The following is an 18419-nucleotide window of genomic DNA, read 5'->3' as shown; positions in this document are numbered from 1 at the left end:
CAGTTGGAGGCTTAGACACGTGAAACAGCGAATCATTACAGGTGTAATCGCTGGCGGAGCATTTCTTGGAATGCTTATTGCTGGAGGCTACTATTATGCTGCGTTAATTCTTATCATGGCAATAATCGGTTACTATGAATATATTCGAATGTTTGGTTTACAAAACTTTCGAATCACATCCATTATCGGCTTGCTGTTATTATTGTGGTTAGCTATCCCTTGGGAGATGGATGCTTTTTCACTTGGCATCGAGCTCAAGATGGATGCAGTCCTATGGATGGCAATGTTTATACTGCTTACGATTACAGTGACTTCGAAAAATAAATTTGTCATTGATCAAGCAGCGGCTGTCTTCTTAGGGGCTGTATATATAGGTTTTGGTTTTCATTATATGATTTCAACAAGATTGCTTGAAACAGGCGGTCTCTTCTATACTTTCTTGCTCTTTATTTGTATCTGGAGTACAGACGCTGGAGCATACTTTGTTGGATCTAAATTTGGTAAGACACCGCTCTGGCCTACGATTTCACCAAAGAAATCGATTGAAGGTGCAGTTGGTGGTATTATTATCTCGGTAATCGCAGCACTTTGTTTTGCATGGTTTAATCCAGAACTATTAAGTTATGGAAAAGCTGTGGGAATTGGCGTTATTATCGGTATCATTGGTCAATTAGGTGACTTGATTCAATCCGCTTATAAGCGTGTAAAAGGAATCAAAGACACAGGAACAATTCTTCCTGGTCATGGTGGTGTGCTAGATCGCGTAGATTCATGGCTGATCGTATTTCCTTTTATACATTGGATCGGCATTCTAATGCAATAAATGTATTCGATTGAGGTGAAACATGACAAAAAGAATTGCCATTCTAGGTTCAACTGGTTCAGTTGGGACACAAACGCTTGATGTTGTCAGACAACATCCGCAGCAGTTTCAAGTTGAAGCATTGTCTGGTGGATACAATATCGATTTGTTAACGGAACAAGTACATACTTTCCGTCCAAAGTTAGTTAGTGTAGCGACGAAGGAGCTTGCAGATCAATTACGATCTCAAGTTAAATCAGACACCAAAGTTTTATATGGTGCTGAAGGAATTACAGAAGTTGCAGCAGCAAATGATGCAGATGTTGTCATTACAGCAATTGTGGGTTCTCAAGGTCTAGAACCAACACTTGCAGCTATAGAAGCAGGCAAACAGATAGGACTCGCGAACAAAGAAACGTTAGTTAGTGCTGGACATATTGTCATGGAAGCTGCTCGGAAGAAAGGCGTATCGATCTTACCGGTGGATAGCGAACATTCCGCAATTTTTCAATGCCTAAATGGTGAGCGAATGGCTGATATTCATCGTATTACCCTTACTGCTTCTGGTGGTGCATTCCGTGATCGTACACGTGATGAACTTCATGGTGTATCCGTTCAAGATGCATTGAAACATCCGAACTGGTCGATGGGCGCGAAGCTAACGATTGATTCCGCAACAATGGCGAACAAAGGGCTTGAAGTGATTGAAGCACACTGGTTGTTTAACCTTCCTTATGAATCCATTGATGTTGTGATCCATCCAGAGAGCATTATTCATTCTTATGTCGAGTTTGTCGATCATAGTGTAATTGCTCAACTCGGAAATCCAGACATGCGTGTACCCATTCAATATGCACTCACATACCCAACCAGATTGCCACTTGATACACGTCCACTCAATTTGGCTGAACTTGGTCAACTGAATTTTAGAAAAATGGACTTTGAGCGCTTCCCGTGCTTACGAATGGCATATGACAGCGGTAAAATCGGCGGCACGATGCCAACTGTATTTAATGCTGCCAATGAAATTGCGGTAGCACGTTTCCGTAATGGTGAAATTGAATTTTTGGACATCGAGACCATTATTGCACGAACTATGGATCAACATGAAGCAGCGGTAAGCCCGCAGCTTGAACAGATCCTCCAAGTAGATGCATGGGCACGTCAGTTTGCGACGAATTTACAACTATAAGGAGATATTGATCTATCAGAGTCTCCTCACATAATAAATAGCGAAGAGTCGAAGCCTGCTGTAGCCTAGGAATCGGCTCTTTTTCTCCATGGTCTAAAAAAACGAAAATCGCCGTATACTTGTGCAAGGGAAGGGTAGCTTGTATTGCTTTTGGCAATCATGTAAGCTAAAGGAATGAGACATCGCTGATATGAAGGAGGAAGGAACACTTTGTCAAGTTTGGAAATTACTTTAAAAGTAATCTTATTGTTTTTTGTGCTTGTCACTATACATGAATGGGGACATTTCTACTTTGCCAAACGAGCAGGTATCCTCGTGAGGGAATTTGCCATTGGTTTTGGTCCGAAACTGTTTACTTTCAAAAAAGATGAGACTCGCTTTACACTTCGCTTGCTGCCAATAGGTGGATTTGTACGTATGGCTGGTGAAGACCCAGAGATGATCGACATTCAAAAAGGACAAACCATCGCTGTTAAATTAAATAAATCGAATCAAGTTACACATTTATACTTAGATCAATTGACAGGGCGCTCAGGTGTTATTCAAGGTGAAGTCGCACAAATTGATATGGAACGCAAGCTTGAAGTTGCACTCCTTGTAGGTGAAGATGATGCTAAATATGACATCCATCCACAAGCGATGATGGTTACCAAAGGAACAGAGACACAAATCGCTCCTTATGATCGTCAATTCGGTTCCAAGACGGTAGGTCAGCGTGCGCTTTCTATTGTAATGGGACCTGTTATGAACTTCTTGTTAGCGGTTGTATTATTCTGTATCGTTGTCATTATGGCTGGTGTACCGACGAATACGAAGCTCGAATCAATTGTTGCGGATCAACCTGCTCAGCATTCTGGTCTACTTAAAGGCGATATCGTAAAATCGGTTAACGGTAAAGAGATCGGAAAAGATGCTACCGTACTTACAACACTCATTCAAGGTTCACCATCGAAAGTGATGAATTGGATTGTTGTTCGTAACGGACAAGAAGTACCTCTTCAAGTTACACCAAGTGGTGAAGGTAAGATTGGCGTTGTGATCGGATTTGATAAACGCTCTGCAAACTTTAATGAAGTACTTACCGGTACTTGGGATTATGTTTCGAAGACAACAGTGGGTATTTTGGACGGATTTAAGAAACTAGTGTTTGGTCAAGTGAAAATGGACGACCTTGGTGGACCAGTTCGAATCGTAGAAGTGACAGGTCAATTCGTGCAGAATGGCATGACATCCTACATCTATTGGGCAGCAATCTTCAGTCTGTATTTGGGATTGTTTAATTTACTGCCATTCCCAGCACTTGATGGTTCACGCCTTGTGTTCCTTGGAATTGAAGCGGTAAGAGGCAAACCTGTTGACCCAAGCCGTGAAAGCATAGTGCATTTTGTTGGATTTGCACTCCTTATGCTGTTAATGGTTGTCGTAACCTATAACGATATTGTACGATTAATTAAGAGCTAATAAGATTTCACAATTTAACAGGTGATTTTCGAGCTCATTTTCTTTAAAATAGAATTATAGAATGAAGCACATAACTCCGGTTGGCAGTTGCCACCGGAGTTTCGTAGGAGGAACGGTATGTCGAAAGATAAGCAGCAAGTGAGTAAAGAAATTACACCTCAGAGTGAAGATTTCTCCAGATGGTATCTGGATACGATTAAGAAAGCAGATTTAATGAGCTATTCACCTGTTCGTGGATGTATCGTATTTAAACCAGACAGTTATGAAATTTGGGAGAACATCCAGCGTGAGTTGGATCGTCGTTTCAAGGAAACTGGTCACCGTAACGCATACTTCCCGTTATTTATTCCAGAGAGCTTTTTCCAAAAAGAGAAAGAGCACGTGGAAGGATTTAACCCGGAGCTTCCATTCGTTACAGAAGCAGGTGGCGAGAAGTTAGAAGAACGTCTAGCAATCCGTCCAACATCCGAGACAATGATCGGTCATATGTATTCCGAATGGATTAACTCCTATCGTGATTTGCCGCTGCTAATTAACCAATGGGCGAACGTAGTTCGTTGGGAGAAGCGTACAATGCCATTCTTGCGTACAAGTGAATTCTTATGGCAAGAAGGTCATACAGCGCATGAAGATGAAGCAGACGCACGCCGTGAAACGATGCAAATGCTTGAAGTTTACCGTGACTTTGCTGAGAACTTCTTAGCGATTCCAGTAATCGTAGGCCAGAAGACGCCATCTGAGAAGTTTGCAGGTGCTGTGGATACATTCTCCATCGAGGCGATGATGAAAGACGGACGAGCTGTACAAGCAGGTACTTCGCATTACTTAGGTACGAATTTTGCAGTTGCTTTTGATATTAAATATTTGGATCGTGAAAATAAACATACGTATGCATACACAACTTCATGGGGGGTATCAACTCGACTTATTGGTGCTCTGATTATGGTTCATGGTGATGACAAGGGACTAGCAATGCCACCTAAAGTCGCGCCTACGCAAGTTGTAATGATTCCAATCGGGCCTGCGAAGACTCGTGATATGGTAGTCGCACGTACAGATGAATTGTTTGCTGAGCTAAAATCAGCAGGTATTCGAGTGAAAGTGGACGATCGTATTGATCAAAGCCCAGGTTGGAAATTCAACGAATACGAAATGCGCGGCGTGCCAATTCGTGTGGAACTTGGACCTCGTGATATGGATAATGGTGTTGTTGTGCTTGTATCCCGCATTAGCGGCGAGAAGCGTATTGTGCAACAAGAGAATCTTGTTGCTGAAATTCAAACGATGCTTGAAGAAATTCACAATGACATGTTCGAACGTGCGAAATCATTCCGTGATGAAAACTTTATCTCAGTTGATTCCTTGGAGGAGTTTACAGCATTCTTAGAGGAGAAGCGTGGCTTTGCACTTGCTGGCTGGTGTGGATCAGATGCTTGTGAATCTCATGTTAAAGAAGTAACGGGTGCAACTTCACGTAATATCCCATTTGAACCGGCAGAGAAGAAAGACAAATGTTTGGTTTGTGGGGAAACTGCGAAAGATACAGTTGTATTCGGACGCGCATATTAATCATTAGTTTTGATAATAAAACTGAGGGCAAAGCGATGTATTATCCTTTGCCCTTTGTGTTTTTTGAGGAGGTAGAACTTGCATGAGCCAAACGGGGGAGAAGAAACAACGATTTGAATTGTTGGTACAGTCGGCAGGGATTCCATATGATGTCATTCAAACTCATTTTCTAGATGCGTATTTAGAGCGTGTTGAAGTGATGCGCAATCAGCGCGAATGGACCTTTTATCTAGAAGTACCTCGAATCGTTCCTCAAGACGTCTATCGTGCTTTTTGTAAAAAGATTAGTGACCATTATGCCCATCTAGCGAAAGCCCGCTTCATTGTTCATTATCAAAATACAGAACCGACCCAGCTCGTTAGCGAATATTGGAGTATGTTCATGGAATGGGTGCACCGGGAAGAGACGAGCGTCAATGGTTGGATGAGCAGAGCGAAGGTTGAAGTGCAAGGAAGCCGTCTAACCATCTTCTTCCTAGATGGAATTGGACTTGAGCTTGCGAAGAAGAAAAGCATTGATAACTGGATTAGTTCCTTTTTCAAAGATTACTTCCAGACCAATCTGCAAGTGAAATATGATGTACATGCAGAAGCAGAGGAAGAGTTCGAGCGTTTCGCTAAGAAAATTGAGCAAGAAGAACAAACTTTCACGCAAGAAATGTTAAGTGCGGCTTTCCAAGAGGAAGAAGCCTCATCAACTCCGCAAGCTGAAGTGAAATTAGTAATTGGTTATGACATTAAGGACATGCCTGTACCGCTTTCGAATATTCAGGATGAAGAGAAAAAAGCTACTGTACACGGTATGGTATTTGGTCTCGAGTCCAAAGAACTGCGTACAGGATCGACTTTATATACATTTAACGTAACTGACTTTACGGATTCGATCATGATGAAAGTGTTCGCGAAGAACAAAGAAGACGTCAAGATCATGAGTCTGTTATCCAATGGTATGTGGGTGAAAGCTCGTGGTAAGGTTGAGTATGATCGATTCATGCAAGAACCTGAGCTTGTCATGTTGCCATCTGATCTATGTGAAATTGTTGCGGCTATTGCCGAGCGTAAGGATCATGCGCAAGAGAAGCGGGTGGAATTCCACTTACACACTACGATGAGTGCGATGGACGGTATTGCACCGATTGATCAATATGTGAAACTTGCTGCCAAGTGGGGACATAAAGCAATTGCTGTAACGGATCACAGTGGGGTTCAATCATTCCCAGATGCGAGTAAAGCAGCGAAGAAGAACGGAATTAAGATGATGTATGGTGTGGAAGCGAACGTTGTGAATGATGACATTCCAGTTGTAGCGAAGCCAATTGATCAGGATTTAAAGACGGGGACGTATGTCGTATTCGATATTGAGACTACGGGTTTGTCCATTACGAACAACCGGATTACGGAGCTTGCAGGCATCAAGATGCATGAAGGTAAAGAAATTGATCGGTTTAGTACGTTCATTAACCCGCACCAGAACATTCCCTATCACATCCAGCAGCTGACGAACATCACGAATGAAATGGTGCAGGACGCGCCTGAATTGGAAGAAATGCTTCCTAAATTTGTAGAGTTTGTTGGCGATTCTATAATTGTTGCCCACAACGCACGTTTCGATATGGGCTTTATCAACGCTTATCTAAAAAAGTTCCGCTTACCTGAGCTTACGAATCCCGTGCTCGATACTCTAGAGTTTGCACGACTGATGTTCCCAACGATGAAGAACCATCGATTGAATACATTAGCAGATAAATTTAAAGTATCTTTGGAAAATCATCACCGTGCGATCGATGACTCCATTGCACTCGGATTTATATTGTATGGGCTAATTAATGAAGCAGTAGATCGAGGTATTACTGAGCTTCAACGTTTGAATGATCAGGTTGGTAATATACTAAAGAATACAAGACCGTTTCATTGCTGTATTTACGCACTAAATCCGGTTGGGAAGAAGAATTTGTTCAAGTTGGTTTCCCTATCGCACACGCAATATTTCAATAAAGTTGCCTGCATACCAAAGAGTAAGCTTGCAGAACTACGCGATGGTTTGCTGATCATCTCGGGTTGTGAACGCGGTGAATTTTTCGAGGCTGTTCTGAACAAATCGCAAGATGAGGCTGAGGAAGTTGCCCAGTTCTACGATGTACTTGAAATTCAGCCAGTTAGCTATAATCAACACTTGATTGACAAAGGATTCGTGGCATCTCGCCGGGAACTGGAAGCAGCCATTGAGAAAATTATTGAGATTGGTCAAAAGTCAGGTAAGAAAGTCATTGCAACAGGTAATGTGCATTACTTAAACCCAAGAGACAAGATGAATCGCGATATTACGATTAATGGGATTACTGGCTTTTCTCCGTTAAAAGATATGCAAAAGCCTGATGCTCACTTACGTACAACAGATGAAATGTTGGCAGAGTTTGAATTCTTAGGCAAAGAAAAAGCATATGAAGTCGTTGTACAGAATACGAGTGATCTAGCGGACGAATTTGAAGACATTGAGTTGTTCCCGGATAAGTTGTTCACACCTATTATTGATGGCGCGGATGACGAGATTCGCAACACTTGCTACGATACTGCAAAGCAAATTTATGGAGATGAACTGCCAGAAGTTGTCGTTGCTCGTCTTGAGAAAGAACTCGTTCCTATTATTAAGTATGGATTCTCGGCCAACTACTTGATCTCCGAGCGCTTGGTTAAGAAATCGAATCAAGATGGTTATCTCGTAGGTTCACGGGGTTCCGTAGGTTCATCAGTAGTAGCAACATTCTTGGGAATCTCTGAGGTTAATCCATTGCCTCCTCATTATCAATGCGGCTCGTGTAAATATAGTGAATGGATTCTTGACGGCAGTATGCCGAGTGGATTTGACTTACCTGATAAAGCTTGTCCAGAATGCGGCGGTAAACTCAAAGGTGAAGGGCAGGACATCCCGTTCGAAACTTTCCTTGGCTTTAAAGGGGATAAAGTTCCCGATATCGACTTGAACTTCTCAGGGGAGTATCAACCCGTAGCGCATAACTTTACAAAAGAGATGTTTGGTGAGAAAAACGTATTTCGTGCAGGTACGATTGGTACTGTTGCTGAGAAAACTGCATTTGGTTTCGTGAAAAAATATGAAGAGCTGACAAACAACAAATGGAGAAATGCTGAAGTAAATCGCCTCGCGTCAGGTTGTACAGGCGTAAAGCGATCAACAGGGCAGCATCCCGGTGGTATTGTCGTTGTTCCTGACTATATCGAAGTGGATGATATTACACCGGTTCAATTTCCAGCGGATGATGTGAATGCCGAATGGAAAACCACCCACTTTGATTATCACGCTTTTGATGCGAACTTGTTGAAACTTGATATTCTGGGTCACGATGACCCGACCATGATGCGGATGTTGCAGGATCTAACGGATATTGATCCAACATCCATTCCGATGAATGACTTGAAAGTCATGAGTATTTTTAATTCGACGAATGCACTAGGTGTAACTCCTGAGCAAATCCGAACGCCTGTTGCAACTTATGGGGTTCCAGAGATGGGAACGAAGTTCGTTCGTCAGATGCTTCAAGAAACACAGCCTAGTTCGTTTGCCGATTTACTTCAAATTTCAGGACTATCACACGGAACAGGTGTGTGGCTCGGCAATGCACAGGAACTCATTCGCAAAGGCATCTGTAACATTAAGACCGTTATTGGGTGTCGGGATGACATCATGTTGTTCTTGATCTACAAAGCGGGGATGGATGCTTCCCTTGCCTTTAAAATTACGGAGAGTGTTCGTAAAGGTAAAGGTTTAACAGATGAGTGGAAGGATGACATGAAGAAACATAATGTTCCTGCATGGTACATTGAATCCTGCGAACGCATTGAATATATGTTCCCGAAAGCCCATGCTGCTGCTTATGTAATTTCAGCGGTCCGAACCGCATTTTTCAAAGTGTATCATCCGATTCAGTATTATGCGACTTACTTTACAGTACGTGCAGAGGACTTTGAGCTAGACTTGTTGTGCCAAGGTCACTCCGCAATTGTGAAGCGATTGATCGAGATTGAGGATAAAGGCTTTGGTGCTACAACCAAAGAAAAATCGATGATCTCGATTCTAGAGATGGCGATCGAAATGACAGCAAGAGGATTATCATTTAAACCGATTGATCTGTACCGTTCAGATGCAACGAAGTTTATTATTGAAGGAGATTCCTTGATTCCGCCATTCTCAGCTATGCCAGGTATTGGGGAGAACGCTGCACGCAACATTGCTGCTTCTCGTGCAGATGGGGATTACCTATCAATTGAAGACTTCCAACAACGCTCGAAAGCGTCGAAAACAGTCGTTGAGCTACTCAATAATATGGGCTGTTTCCGCGGTCTACCTGAGTCCAATCAACTGTCCTTGTTCTAGTCTCAGGCGGGCGGAGTAACTTTTTTGTTATTGTCACCCTCTTGACGGTTATGGTATACTTGATCTTGGCAATAATGAAGATAGCGCGATTAACGATTAGAGAGTGGGGCAACCCACTCTTTACATTTTGCTATAGGACTTTTTTGGAGTCTTTACAATGACAAATAAGCAGAATTTCGTATTACGCAAGCTTTTTAGGAGGGTAGAACCAATTGAGCACAGGAATTAAAGCACACGTTGAGGACTTGTTGAAAGAGTATATGGATGAGCATGGCTATGAAATTGTAGATATTGAATACGTCAAAGAGGGCAGTAACTGGTTCCTGCGTATTTATGTAGACAAAGAAGGCGGCATCGATATCGATGATTGTTCGAACATTTCCGAATATGCTTCCGCACGTCTCGATGAAAACGACCCCATAACCACAGCTTATTTCTTAGAAGTGTCATCACCAGGTGCAGAACGTCCGCTTAAGAAGGCAGATGATGTACGTAAGGCAGTAGGTAAAAACGTATTTGTAACTACATACGAGCCTATTAACGGTGTTAAGGAGTTTGAAGGTGAGCTTTTATCTTTCGATGGGGAAGAGCTAGTTGTGAAAACAGTTGGTAAAGTGAAGAAACAATACTCCATTCCGTATAACAAGGTTGCCAGTGCGCGCCTTGCGATCGTATTTTAATTTTTGTTAACAACCATTTTAATACTTTATTGTCTTGGAGACGCCTAACTTTGTTGGAACAGACGGTAAGGCGTTTCTTTAACAGATTTGGTTTTCAATGTTGAAAGGGGGAACAATTTTCAAATGAACATGGATTTTATCGAAGCCTTGTCCGAAATTGAACGCGAGAAAGGAATTGCGAAGGAACTGCTTATTGATGCAATTGAAGCAGCAATGATCTCCAGTTACAAGCGCAATTTCAATACAGCATCTAACGTTCGTGTGGACATTAATCGCCAAACTGGCGTTATTCGAGTATATGCACGTAAGACAGTTATGGAGGACGTTCTGGATGTACGATTAGAAATTTCACTGCATGCTGCACGTGAGATTAACCGTAACTACCAATTGAATGATATTGTAGAGATCGAGGTAACACCTCGTGATTTCGGTCGTATCGCAGCACAAACCGCGAAACAAGTTGTAACACAACGCATTCGTGAAGCTGAGCGCGGCCTTATTTACAATGCATTTATCGAAAAAGAAGAAGATATCGTAACAGGTATTGTACAGCGCCAAGATCAGCGCAATGTGTACATCGACCTAGGTAAAGTGGAAGCGGTCTTGCCTCTTACTGAGATGATGCCTAATGAAAAGTTCAAACACCTTGAGCGCGTTAAAGCGTATATCACGAAAGTGGAGAACACGACGAAGGGACCTCAAATCATATTGTCCCGTACGCATCCAGGTCTACTAAAGCGTCTATTCGAGCTTGAAGTACCTGAGATTTTTGATGGTGTTGTTGAAATTCGCTCCGTTGCACGTGAAGCAGGTTTCCGTTCCAAGATCGCGGTTCACTCACGCAACCCTGAAGTTGATCCAGTCGGTTCTTGTGTAGGACCTAAAGGTCTTCGTGTACAGACGATCGTGAACGAACTTCGCGGTGAGAAGATCGACATCGTTCGTTGGATGGAAAGCGTTGAAGAGTATGTTGCTAACGCACTATCTCCATCTAAAGTTCTTGAAGTAACTGTTTTCGAAAAAGAAAAAATGGCTCGTGTTATTGTTCCTGACTATCAATTGTCACTTGCAATCGGAATTAAAGGACAGAATGCACGTCTTGCTGCGAAGCTTACAGGTTGGAAGATCGACATTAAGAGCGAAACCCAAGCAGAGCAAGAGTTTGGCCGTCCTAGAACATCAACTGGCGAAATGCATCAGGACTCAGTATCTATTGATTAATGAGTTTCAGATCGTCTCGAAACGAGGTGCAGCAGATGAAACAAAGAAAAACGCCACTGCGTAAATGTGTTGCTTGTCAGGAAATGAAGGCGAAGCGGGAGTTAATCCGTGTCGTTCGTACACCTGAAGAAGAAATCCAGATTGATCTCAAGGGTAAGAAGTCAGGGCGTGGTGCTTACTTATGCGGGAAAGCAACTTGTTTTAAACTCGCGAAGAAAAGCCATGCTCTAGACCGTGCTCTGAAACAATCGGTTTCAGCTGAAATTTACGATCAACTTGAACGTGATTTTATTTCAGTTGAAGATGAGTTTAACCAAAGTAAATATGAAATGACGGATGAATCCGATGAATCATAAATTTTACAACAATTTAGGATTAGCGATGCGTGCTCGCAAACTTGCAACTGGGGACGAGATTGTTCTAAAAGCAGTACGTTCCGGTGAAGCAAAGCTAGTCATCATGGCAGAAGATGCTTCAGATAATACGAAGAAAAAGTTTCAAGATAAATGCTCTACTTACAATGTTCCGCTTCTAATTACAAGTACAAGAGGCGAACTAGGTGCGAGCATCGGGAAAGAGGCACGCGTTCTCATTGCAGTCCTGGATACAGGATTTGCGAAGATGTTGAAGCAGCCGGTAATAACCGCGGAGGTGAAAGGTATTGACTAATAAAGGCGATAATAAAGATAAACTTAGAGTTTATGAATACGCAAAAAGTTTAAACATGAGCTCCAAAGAGATCATTACAATTCTTAAGAGATTGGACATTCCTGTTACGAATCATATGAGTGTCATGGAAAATGGAACTGTAGGTGCTGTAGAGAAGTTCTTCAATGATGTAAAATCAAATGCTGCAGCAAAACGTGTAGAGCCAGCTAAGACTGCAACAGCTCCTGCAACGCAGACAGCGGCTACTCCTGCTGCTCCACAAGCGACTTCTGAAGCAAGACCACAAGCAAGCTCCAGTCAAACAACAGGGGGTTCTTCTGCGTCTAACCAATCACAGAACAATCGTCCATATAATAATTCCACTCAACAAGGCGGCAACCGCCCTTATAATAACAATCGTCCGAACGATCGCCGTCCAGGAGGATATAATCAAGGTCAAGGCGGGCAATCTCGTCCAAACCAAGGTTCTGCTCAAGGCGGACAGTCTCGTCCAAGCCAAGGCTCTGGTCAAGGTGGATATAACAATCGTCCGTCCGGTCAATCACAAGGCAATTCTGGCGGTTACCAAGGTAATCGTTCGCAGAACTCCGGTTCTGGACAGTCTTCCGCAACTCGCAGTGCGAGCCCAGCTCCTGTGGCAAACCAAGGTCGTTCGAATGCACCAGCTAATCGCAAGTTTGATGATCGCAATCAAGCAAACAAACGTGAAGGCAATGATTTCGATTCCAAAACAGGTGCTAAGAAGCCAGGTACAAATGCTGGTCCACGTCGTTATGATGACAACAGATCTGGTTCCTTTGGCAACAAAGGTGGCAACCGTAACGGTAGAGGTAACCAACGTTTTGGTAAAGGCGGCAGAGGTGCGGATCAAGTTAAGAGAGAAAAAATCGATAACACACCGAAGAAAATTATCGTTCGTGGTGCAATGACAGTGGGTGAAACTGCTAAATTGCTTCATAAAGATGCATCTGAAGTAATTAAAAAGCTTCTTATGATGGGCATTATGGCAACAATTAACCAAGAGTTAGACTTAGAAACGGTTCAGCTTATTGCAACAGAGCTTGGTGTTGCTGAAGTTGAAGTGAAAATCGCTGTTGAAGAAGATAAGTTTGAGAACTTCGAAGAAGTGGATGATGAAGCAAATCTAATTGAACGTCCACCAGTTGTTACAATCATGGGTCACGTTGACCACGGTAAAACAACGCTTCTAGATGCGATTCGTCAGACGAATGTAACAGAAGGCGAAGCTGGCGGTATCACACAACATATTGGTGCTTACCAAGTCGAAATAAGCGGGAAGAAAATTTCCTTCCTTGATACACCTGGTCACGCGGCATTTACAACAATGCGTGCTCGTGGTGCTCAAGTTACTGATATTACAATTATCGTTGTTGCTGCAGATGACGGTGTAATGCCTCAGACAGTTGAAGCAATTTCGCATGCGAAAGCAGCGAATGTACCGATCATTATCGCAGTGAACAAGATTGATAAGCCAGGTGCTGATATTGATCGTATCAAACAAGCCCTTACAGAATATGAACTCGTTCCAGAAGAGTGGGGCGGCGACACAATTTTCTGCGAGATCTCAGCGAAACAGCGCATTGGTCTTGAAAACTTACTTGAGATGATCCTTCTCGTAGCAGAAGTACAAGAATACAAAGCGAACCCGAATAAGCGTGCTCGTGGTACGATTATTGAGGCAGAACTTGATAAAGGTCGCGGACCTGTTGTTCGTCTTCTTATCCAGAATGGTACCCTTAAAGTTGGGGATTCCTTCGTAGCAGGCGTATGCTTCGGTAGAGTTCGTGCAATGGTGAATGACAAAGGTAGACGATTAAAAGAAGCAGGTCCTTCAACTCCAGTTGAAATCACTGGTTTAACTGAGGTTCCACTTGCAGGCGATCCGTTTATCGTATTCGAAGATGAACGTAAAGCGCGTGATATCGCTGAGAAGCGTGCGATTACTCTTCGTCAATCCGAAATGGGTGCAAATTCAAGAATTACGCTTGAAGAATTGTACAGTAACATGGCCGCTGGCGATGTGAAAGATTTGAACGTAATTATCAAAGGTGACGTTCAAGGTTCCGTTGAGGCACTTCGCGGTTCATTAGAGAAGATTGAAGTAGAGGGCGCGCGTGTGAAAATTATTCATACAGGCGCAGGGGCAATTACAGAATCCGATATTCTTCTTGCTTCCGCATCCAATGCAATCGTAATCGGCTTTAACGTACGTCCTGAGCCTCTTGCGAAAAATGCAGCAGAACAAGAAAAAGTTGACGTTCGCTTGCACCGCATTATTTATAATGTGATCGAAGAAATTGAGCAAGCTATGAAGGGGATCTTGGACCCTATCTTCAAAGAGAATATCCTTGGTCATGCTGAAGTTCGTAACGTGTTCAAAATTACAGGTTCCGGTACAATCGCAGGTTGTATGGTTACGTCTGGTAAAATTTCACGTAATGCAGAATTGCGTTTAATCCGTAACGGTATCGTTATTACGGAAGGTAAAGTGGATTCCTTGAAACGCTTTAAAGATGATGTGAAGGACGTTGCTCAAGGTTACGAGTGCGGTATTTCCATCGAGAAGTATAGTGATCTTAAAGAAGGCGACATCATTGAAGCCTTCATTATGGAGACAGTAGAGAGGTGATTACATGGCACGAGTTCGTGTAGGTAGAGTGGGAGAACAGATTAAGAAAGAGCTGTCTCAAATCATTCAAACGAATATTAAAGACCCTCGTGTCGGTTTCATCACCGTAACTGGTGTAGATGTGACGAATGATCTTTCTCAAGCAAAAGTGTATTTGAGTGTGCTCGGATCAGAGGAAACGAAGACCGCTGCATTGCAAGTTTTGAACAAAGCAAAGGGCTTTATCCGCTCTGAGCTAGGCAAACGTATTCGTCTTCGGATCGTTCCTGATCTTGTGTTCAAAATCGATACATCGATTGATTACAGTTCACGAATTGAAAATCTTCTACATCAGATCAATGAGGAGAATTCACCAGAATGATAAAAGGTACCGTGCAGGAGTATCATTCCCAGCTGCAGCAAGCAGCCGACTTTCTTCGCAGTCACGACAATTATGTTGTCGTGGCTCACGTTCAACCGGACGGAGATGCGGCTGCTTCAACAGCAGCAATGGGGTGGATGTTACAGCAGCTAGGTAAATCGTTTACGATGGCTAATAGCTGCGACATCCCTTCTAAGTTTCATTTTTTACCGGGGGTAACAAAGATTCAAGAAGGTTTAACAGGTGACGCATCCTGCACTTTTCCTACTATTATTTCAGTGGATTGCGCTGATTTTTCCAGAATAGGTGAAATCAGCGCTCTTTTTGGCGAATCCTATGAATTATTGAACATTGACCACCATCCAACGAACGATTGTTTTGGGAATGTTCATTTGATTCAGCCAGAAGCCGCGGCAACAGTAGAAATTTTGTATGATTTAGCTGCTGAGTTAAATCTTACGCTGGATCGTGACTTTGCTAATCTGATATATGCGGGGCTTTTAACCGATACAGGTGGTTTCCGCTATGCATCAACATCATCCAAAGTGATGCGCATGGCATCGGAACTGCTCGATTTAGGTGCACAAGGACCTGAACTTGCAGAACGATTGCTTGAGCGGATGACGGTGGAACAGATGGTTGTGCTACAAATGGCACTGCCTACACTTTCTTTCTCCGCTGATCGTCAAATCGCTTGGCTTATTGCTACAACGGAATTGATCGAAGCTTCTCATGCGACAAATGAAGACTTGGACGGTTTAGTGAACTATCCACGTAACATTGAAGGTGTGGAAGTGGGCATTCTTTTTAAACAAAGAGGACCTGATGTGTATAAAGTATCCTTGCGTTCAGCAGGTAAAGTAGATGTTGCTCAAATTGCAAAGCATTTCGGGGGTGGCGGTCATGTACGCGCTTCTGGACTTACAATGGAAGGCGATATCGACACGATTATGGCTAAATTGTTAGAGGAAGTTGGGAAAAAACTCGCATGACGGACACAACTATAGATGGTATATTAGCTGTGCGTAAGCCTGCGGGCTGGACATCTCATGATGTGGTTGCAAAAGCAAGAGGATTGCTTGGAATTCGGCGTATCGGTCATACGGGTACGCTCGATCCTCAAGTAGTGGGTGTTCTTCCACTATGTATTGGCCGCGCAACACGTATGGTCGAATATATTCAAGAATTACCGAAGCAGTATGAAGCAACACTTCTTATTGGTATCGCAACTGATACGGAAGATGCAACAGGAACAGTAATCGAAGAAGCTGAGCAAGTGTCGCTTACGAAGGAAGCTGTTACTGACGCAATCATGAGTTTTATGGGTGATATTCAGCAAATTCCACCAATGTTCTCTGCGGTCAAGATCAATGGCAAGCGATTGTATGATCTGGCTCGTGAAGGGAAAGAAGTGGAGCGCAAGCCGCGTCAAGTTACGATTCATGAGATTGATATTATCGATATGCATTTGGACCAACCTCATCCGGAAGTGAAATTCCGTGTAACATGTTCCAAAGGTACTTATATTCGTACACTTTGCGTTGATATTGGTAAGAAACTTGGGTTTCCAGCTACAATGAAAGAACTGATGCGTACGCAGACAGGAAGCATTACACTGGACCAGTGTTTAACATTAGAACAGATTGCAGAGATGAAGCAAGCCGGTACTATTGGCCAGCATATTATAGCTGCTGATCAAGGTGTAGCGCATTTGCCCGCTGTGATACTTACAGATTTACTGGCTGAGAAAGCGAGATTAGGTCAGAGGCTGAAGATTGATCTAGAGCTTGTGCCTGATCATGTAGCTAACGAAGCCATTGTTCGTGTATATAGTGATAACGGATCATTTGTTGGTTTGTTTGTATGGAAGAAGGAAGCTCGTTTGCTTTCTCCTCATAAAATATTTGGGTAGACAATCCCGTTTCTTAGGGTTAACTTATGGTAGGTGAATATTTGTGAAAATAATTTCATTGACATATCCATTAACTTCCGCACTTTCAGATCTTCCTGAGAAACAAGTGCTCGCAATCGGAGAGTTTGACGGCGTACATTTGGGACATCAAGAAGTTATCTCACGCGCGATGAATTCGGCTAAAGCAGGTCGTGTACCATTATCTGTGATGTCATTTAATCCGCATCCGAGAGAAGTGCTGGGACAAGAACAATACAAGTATACGCAGCTCTTAACACCCATATCTGTGAAGATGGACTTGCTATCTAAAGTAGGTGTAGAGTATGCGTATTTAGTGACGTTTAATGAAACACTAATGCGCATGAGCCCAGCTCAATTCGTAGAGGAAATCTTGATTCGCCTTGGCGTGGAAACAGTCATCGTAGGCTTTGATTTCCGCTTTGGTTACCAAGCTGAGGGGAATGTGGATCTACTTTGCGAGCTTAGCAAAGGTAGATTTGCAGTGGAAGTTGTTCGTCCTTATCAATTGCAGAATGCGAAGGTGAGTTCCTCTGCTGTTCGCGATAAATTGTTAAACGGTGAGATGACAGCTATTGAATTATTACTTGGCAGACGTTACTCCATCTCAGGTGAAGTTGTGCACGGTGATGCTCGCGGACGCCAACTTGGCTTTCCAACTGCGAATATTAAACTAACAGAGCCTTATGTTGTTCCACGTAATGGTGTATATGCAGCTCGTGTAACGGTGAATGGAGAGCAACATGACAGTGTGATGAACATCGGAATTCGCCCTACGTTTGAAGGAGCTGGACTTGTTCAAACTTTAGAAGCGCATATTCTTGATTTTGATCAAGATATTTATGGGAAACAAGTTATTGTTGAATTCATCGACTTCATTCGTTCTGAGCAGAAATTCAGTTCGATTCAAGATCTAATTGCACAGATTAAGCTTGACGTTGAGTCATGCCGTGCGAAATTATTCCAAGTCTAATAAGCTTGTGTTTACTTTCAGTAGGCGTCTATGTTATACTGTTATTCGTTGCTTATGAAGCTTGCTTCTAGTAGCGAGAACCTTAGCGTGGATTATCGTTTTCACCGACGGTCTTCTAGGCTATAGGCGATTATATCGAAATAAGAAATTAGGAGGTGAACAAGGATGGCTTTAACTCAAGAACGCAAACAAGAATTGATTCAAGAGCACAAAAACCATGACACTGACACTGGTTCTCCAGAGGTTCAAGTGGCTATCCTTACGCAAAACATCATCAACTTGACTGATCACTTGCGTACTCACAAAAAGGATCATCATTCCCGTCGTGGATTGTTGAAAATGGTTGGTCAACGCCGTAAGTTGTTGGCTTATGTGAAGAAAAATGACGTAGCTCGTTACAGCGCATTGATCGCTAAACTTGGTCTACGTAGATAGTAACTGCTTACAACAAAAGCAACCTTGCCCTTGCGCCTGTCTCTTAGTCGAGTCTAGCACATGGATGTCGGCAGGTTGCTTTTTCT

General features: G+C 42.9%; 15 protein-coding genes. All 15 read left to right on the top strand.

Going from position 1 to position 18419, the window contains the following annotated elements:
• The first annotated feature begins 19 nt into the window (after window positions 1-19).
• The 15 genes from NV379_RS05750 to rpsO all read left to right on the top strand — a co-directional run bounded on the left by NV379_RS05750 (window position 20) and on the right by rpsO (window position 18333).
• A complete protein-coding gene (locus tag NV379_RS05750; protein WP_258206336.1) occupies window positions 20-823 on the top strand; it encodes a phosphatidate cytidylyltransferase in 804 nt (267 codons plus the stop codon).
• Between the two features lie 22 nt (window positions 824-845).
• Window positions 846-1994, top strand: a complete 1149-nt coding sequence (locus NV379_RS05745; protein WP_258206335.1) for a 1-deoxy-D-xylulose-5-phosphate reductoisomerase — start codon at window positions 846-848, stop codon at window positions 1992-1994.
• Between the two features lie 210 nt (window positions 1995-2204).
• Complete coding sequence (gene rseP / locus NV379_RS05740; protein ID WP_258206334.1) at window positions 2205-3455, top strand: RIP metalloprotease RseP; 1251 nt, start codon at window positions 2205-2207, stop codon at window positions 3453-3455.
• Between the two features lie 117 nt (window positions 3456-3572).
• Entirely contained in the window at window positions 3573-5024 is a 1452-nt protein-coding gene (gene proS, locus NV379_RS05735) for a proline--tRNA ligase (protein WP_258206333.1), read from the top strand.
• Between the two features lie 82 nt (window positions 5025-5106).
• Window positions 5107-9414, top strand: coding sequence for a PolC-type DNA polymerase III (locus NV379_RS05730; RefSeq protein WP_258206332.1), 4308 nt, complete (start codon window positions 5107-5109; stop codon window positions 9412-9414).
• 212 nt (window positions 9415-9626) lie between these two features.
• Entirely contained in the window at window positions 9627-10094 is a 468-nt protein-coding gene (gene rimP, locus NV379_RS05725) for a ribosome maturation factor RimP (protein WP_258206331.1), read from the top strand.
• 123 nt (window positions 10095-10217) lie between these two features.
• Window positions 10218-11315 (top strand): transcription termination factor NusA, encoded by a 1098-nt coding sequence (nusA, locus tag NV379_RS05720; protein ID WP_258206330.1) that lies wholly within the window; start codon window positions 10218-10220, stop codon window positions 11313-11315.
• A gap of 35 nt (window positions 11316-11350) precedes the next feature.
• On the top strand, window positions 11351-11671 hold the full coding sequence (gene rnpM, locus NV379_RS05715) for an RNase P modulator RnpM (protein ID WP_258206329.1): 321 nt from the start codon (window positions 11351-11353) through the stop codon (window positions 11669-11671).
• Window positions 11661-11984 (top strand): YlxQ family RNA-binding protein, encoded by a 324-nt coding sequence (locus NV379_RS05710; protein WP_258206328.1) that lies wholly within the window; start codon window positions 11661-11663, stop codon window positions 11982-11984. The genes rnpM and NV379_RS05710 overlap by 11 nt, the downstream gene beginning before the upstream one ends.
• A gap of 55 nt (window positions 11985-12039) precedes the next feature.
• Window positions 12040-14634 carry a translation initiation factor IF-2 gene (gene infB / locus NV379_RS05705; protein ID WP_373426079.1) on the top strand — a complete coding sequence of 865 codons (2595 nt, stop codon included), beginning with the start codon at window positions 12040-12042 and terminating at the stop codon, window positions 14632-14634.
• 4 nt (window positions 14635-14638) lie between these two features.
• Window positions 14639-14995: a 30S ribosome-binding factor RbfA gene (rbfA, locus tag NV379_RS05700; protein ID WP_258206326.1), complete on the top strand. Its 357-nt coding sequence runs from the start codon at window positions 14639-14641 to the stop codon at window positions 14993-14995.
• On the top strand, window positions 14992-15987 hold the full coding sequence (locus tag NV379_RS05695; protein ID WP_258206325.1) for a DHH family phosphoesterase: 996 nt from the start codon (window positions 14992-14994) through the stop codon (window positions 15985-15987). The genes rbfA and NV379_RS05695 overlap by 4 nt, the downstream gene beginning before the upstream one ends.
• Window positions 15984-16907: a tRNA pseudouridine(55) synthase TruB gene (truB, locus tag NV379_RS05690; protein ID WP_258206324.1), complete on the top strand. Its 924-nt coding sequence runs from the start codon at window positions 15984-15986 to the stop codon at window positions 16905-16907. Before NV379_RS05695 ends, truB begins: the two co-directional genes overlap by 4 nt.
• A 43-nt stretch (window positions 16908-16950) precedes the next feature.
• Window positions 16951-17898 (top strand): bifunctional riboflavin kinase/FAD synthetase, encoded by a 948-nt coding sequence (locus tag NV379_RS05685; protein ID WP_258206323.1) that lies wholly within the window; start codon window positions 16951-16953, stop codon window positions 17896-17898.
• Between the two features lie 165 nt (window positions 17899-18063).
• Window positions 18064-18333 carry a 30S ribosomal protein S15 gene (gene rpsO, locus NV379_RS05680; protein WP_258206322.1) on the top strand — a complete coding sequence of 90 codons (270 nt, stop codon included), beginning with the start codon at window positions 18064-18066 and terminating at the stop codon, window positions 18331-18333.
• The last annotated feature ends 86 nt before the right edge of the window (window positions 18334-18419 follow it).

Origin of the sequence: Paenibacillus radicibacter, from assembly GCF_024721995.1 — a bacterium.
GTDB lineage: Bacteria > Bacillota > Bacilli > Paenibacillales > NBRC-103111 > Paenibacillus_AM > Paenibacillus_AM radicibacter.
The sequence above is the reverse complement of the archived record's forward strand: the minus strand, read 5'-3'. Positions and strand labels throughout refer to the sequence as shown.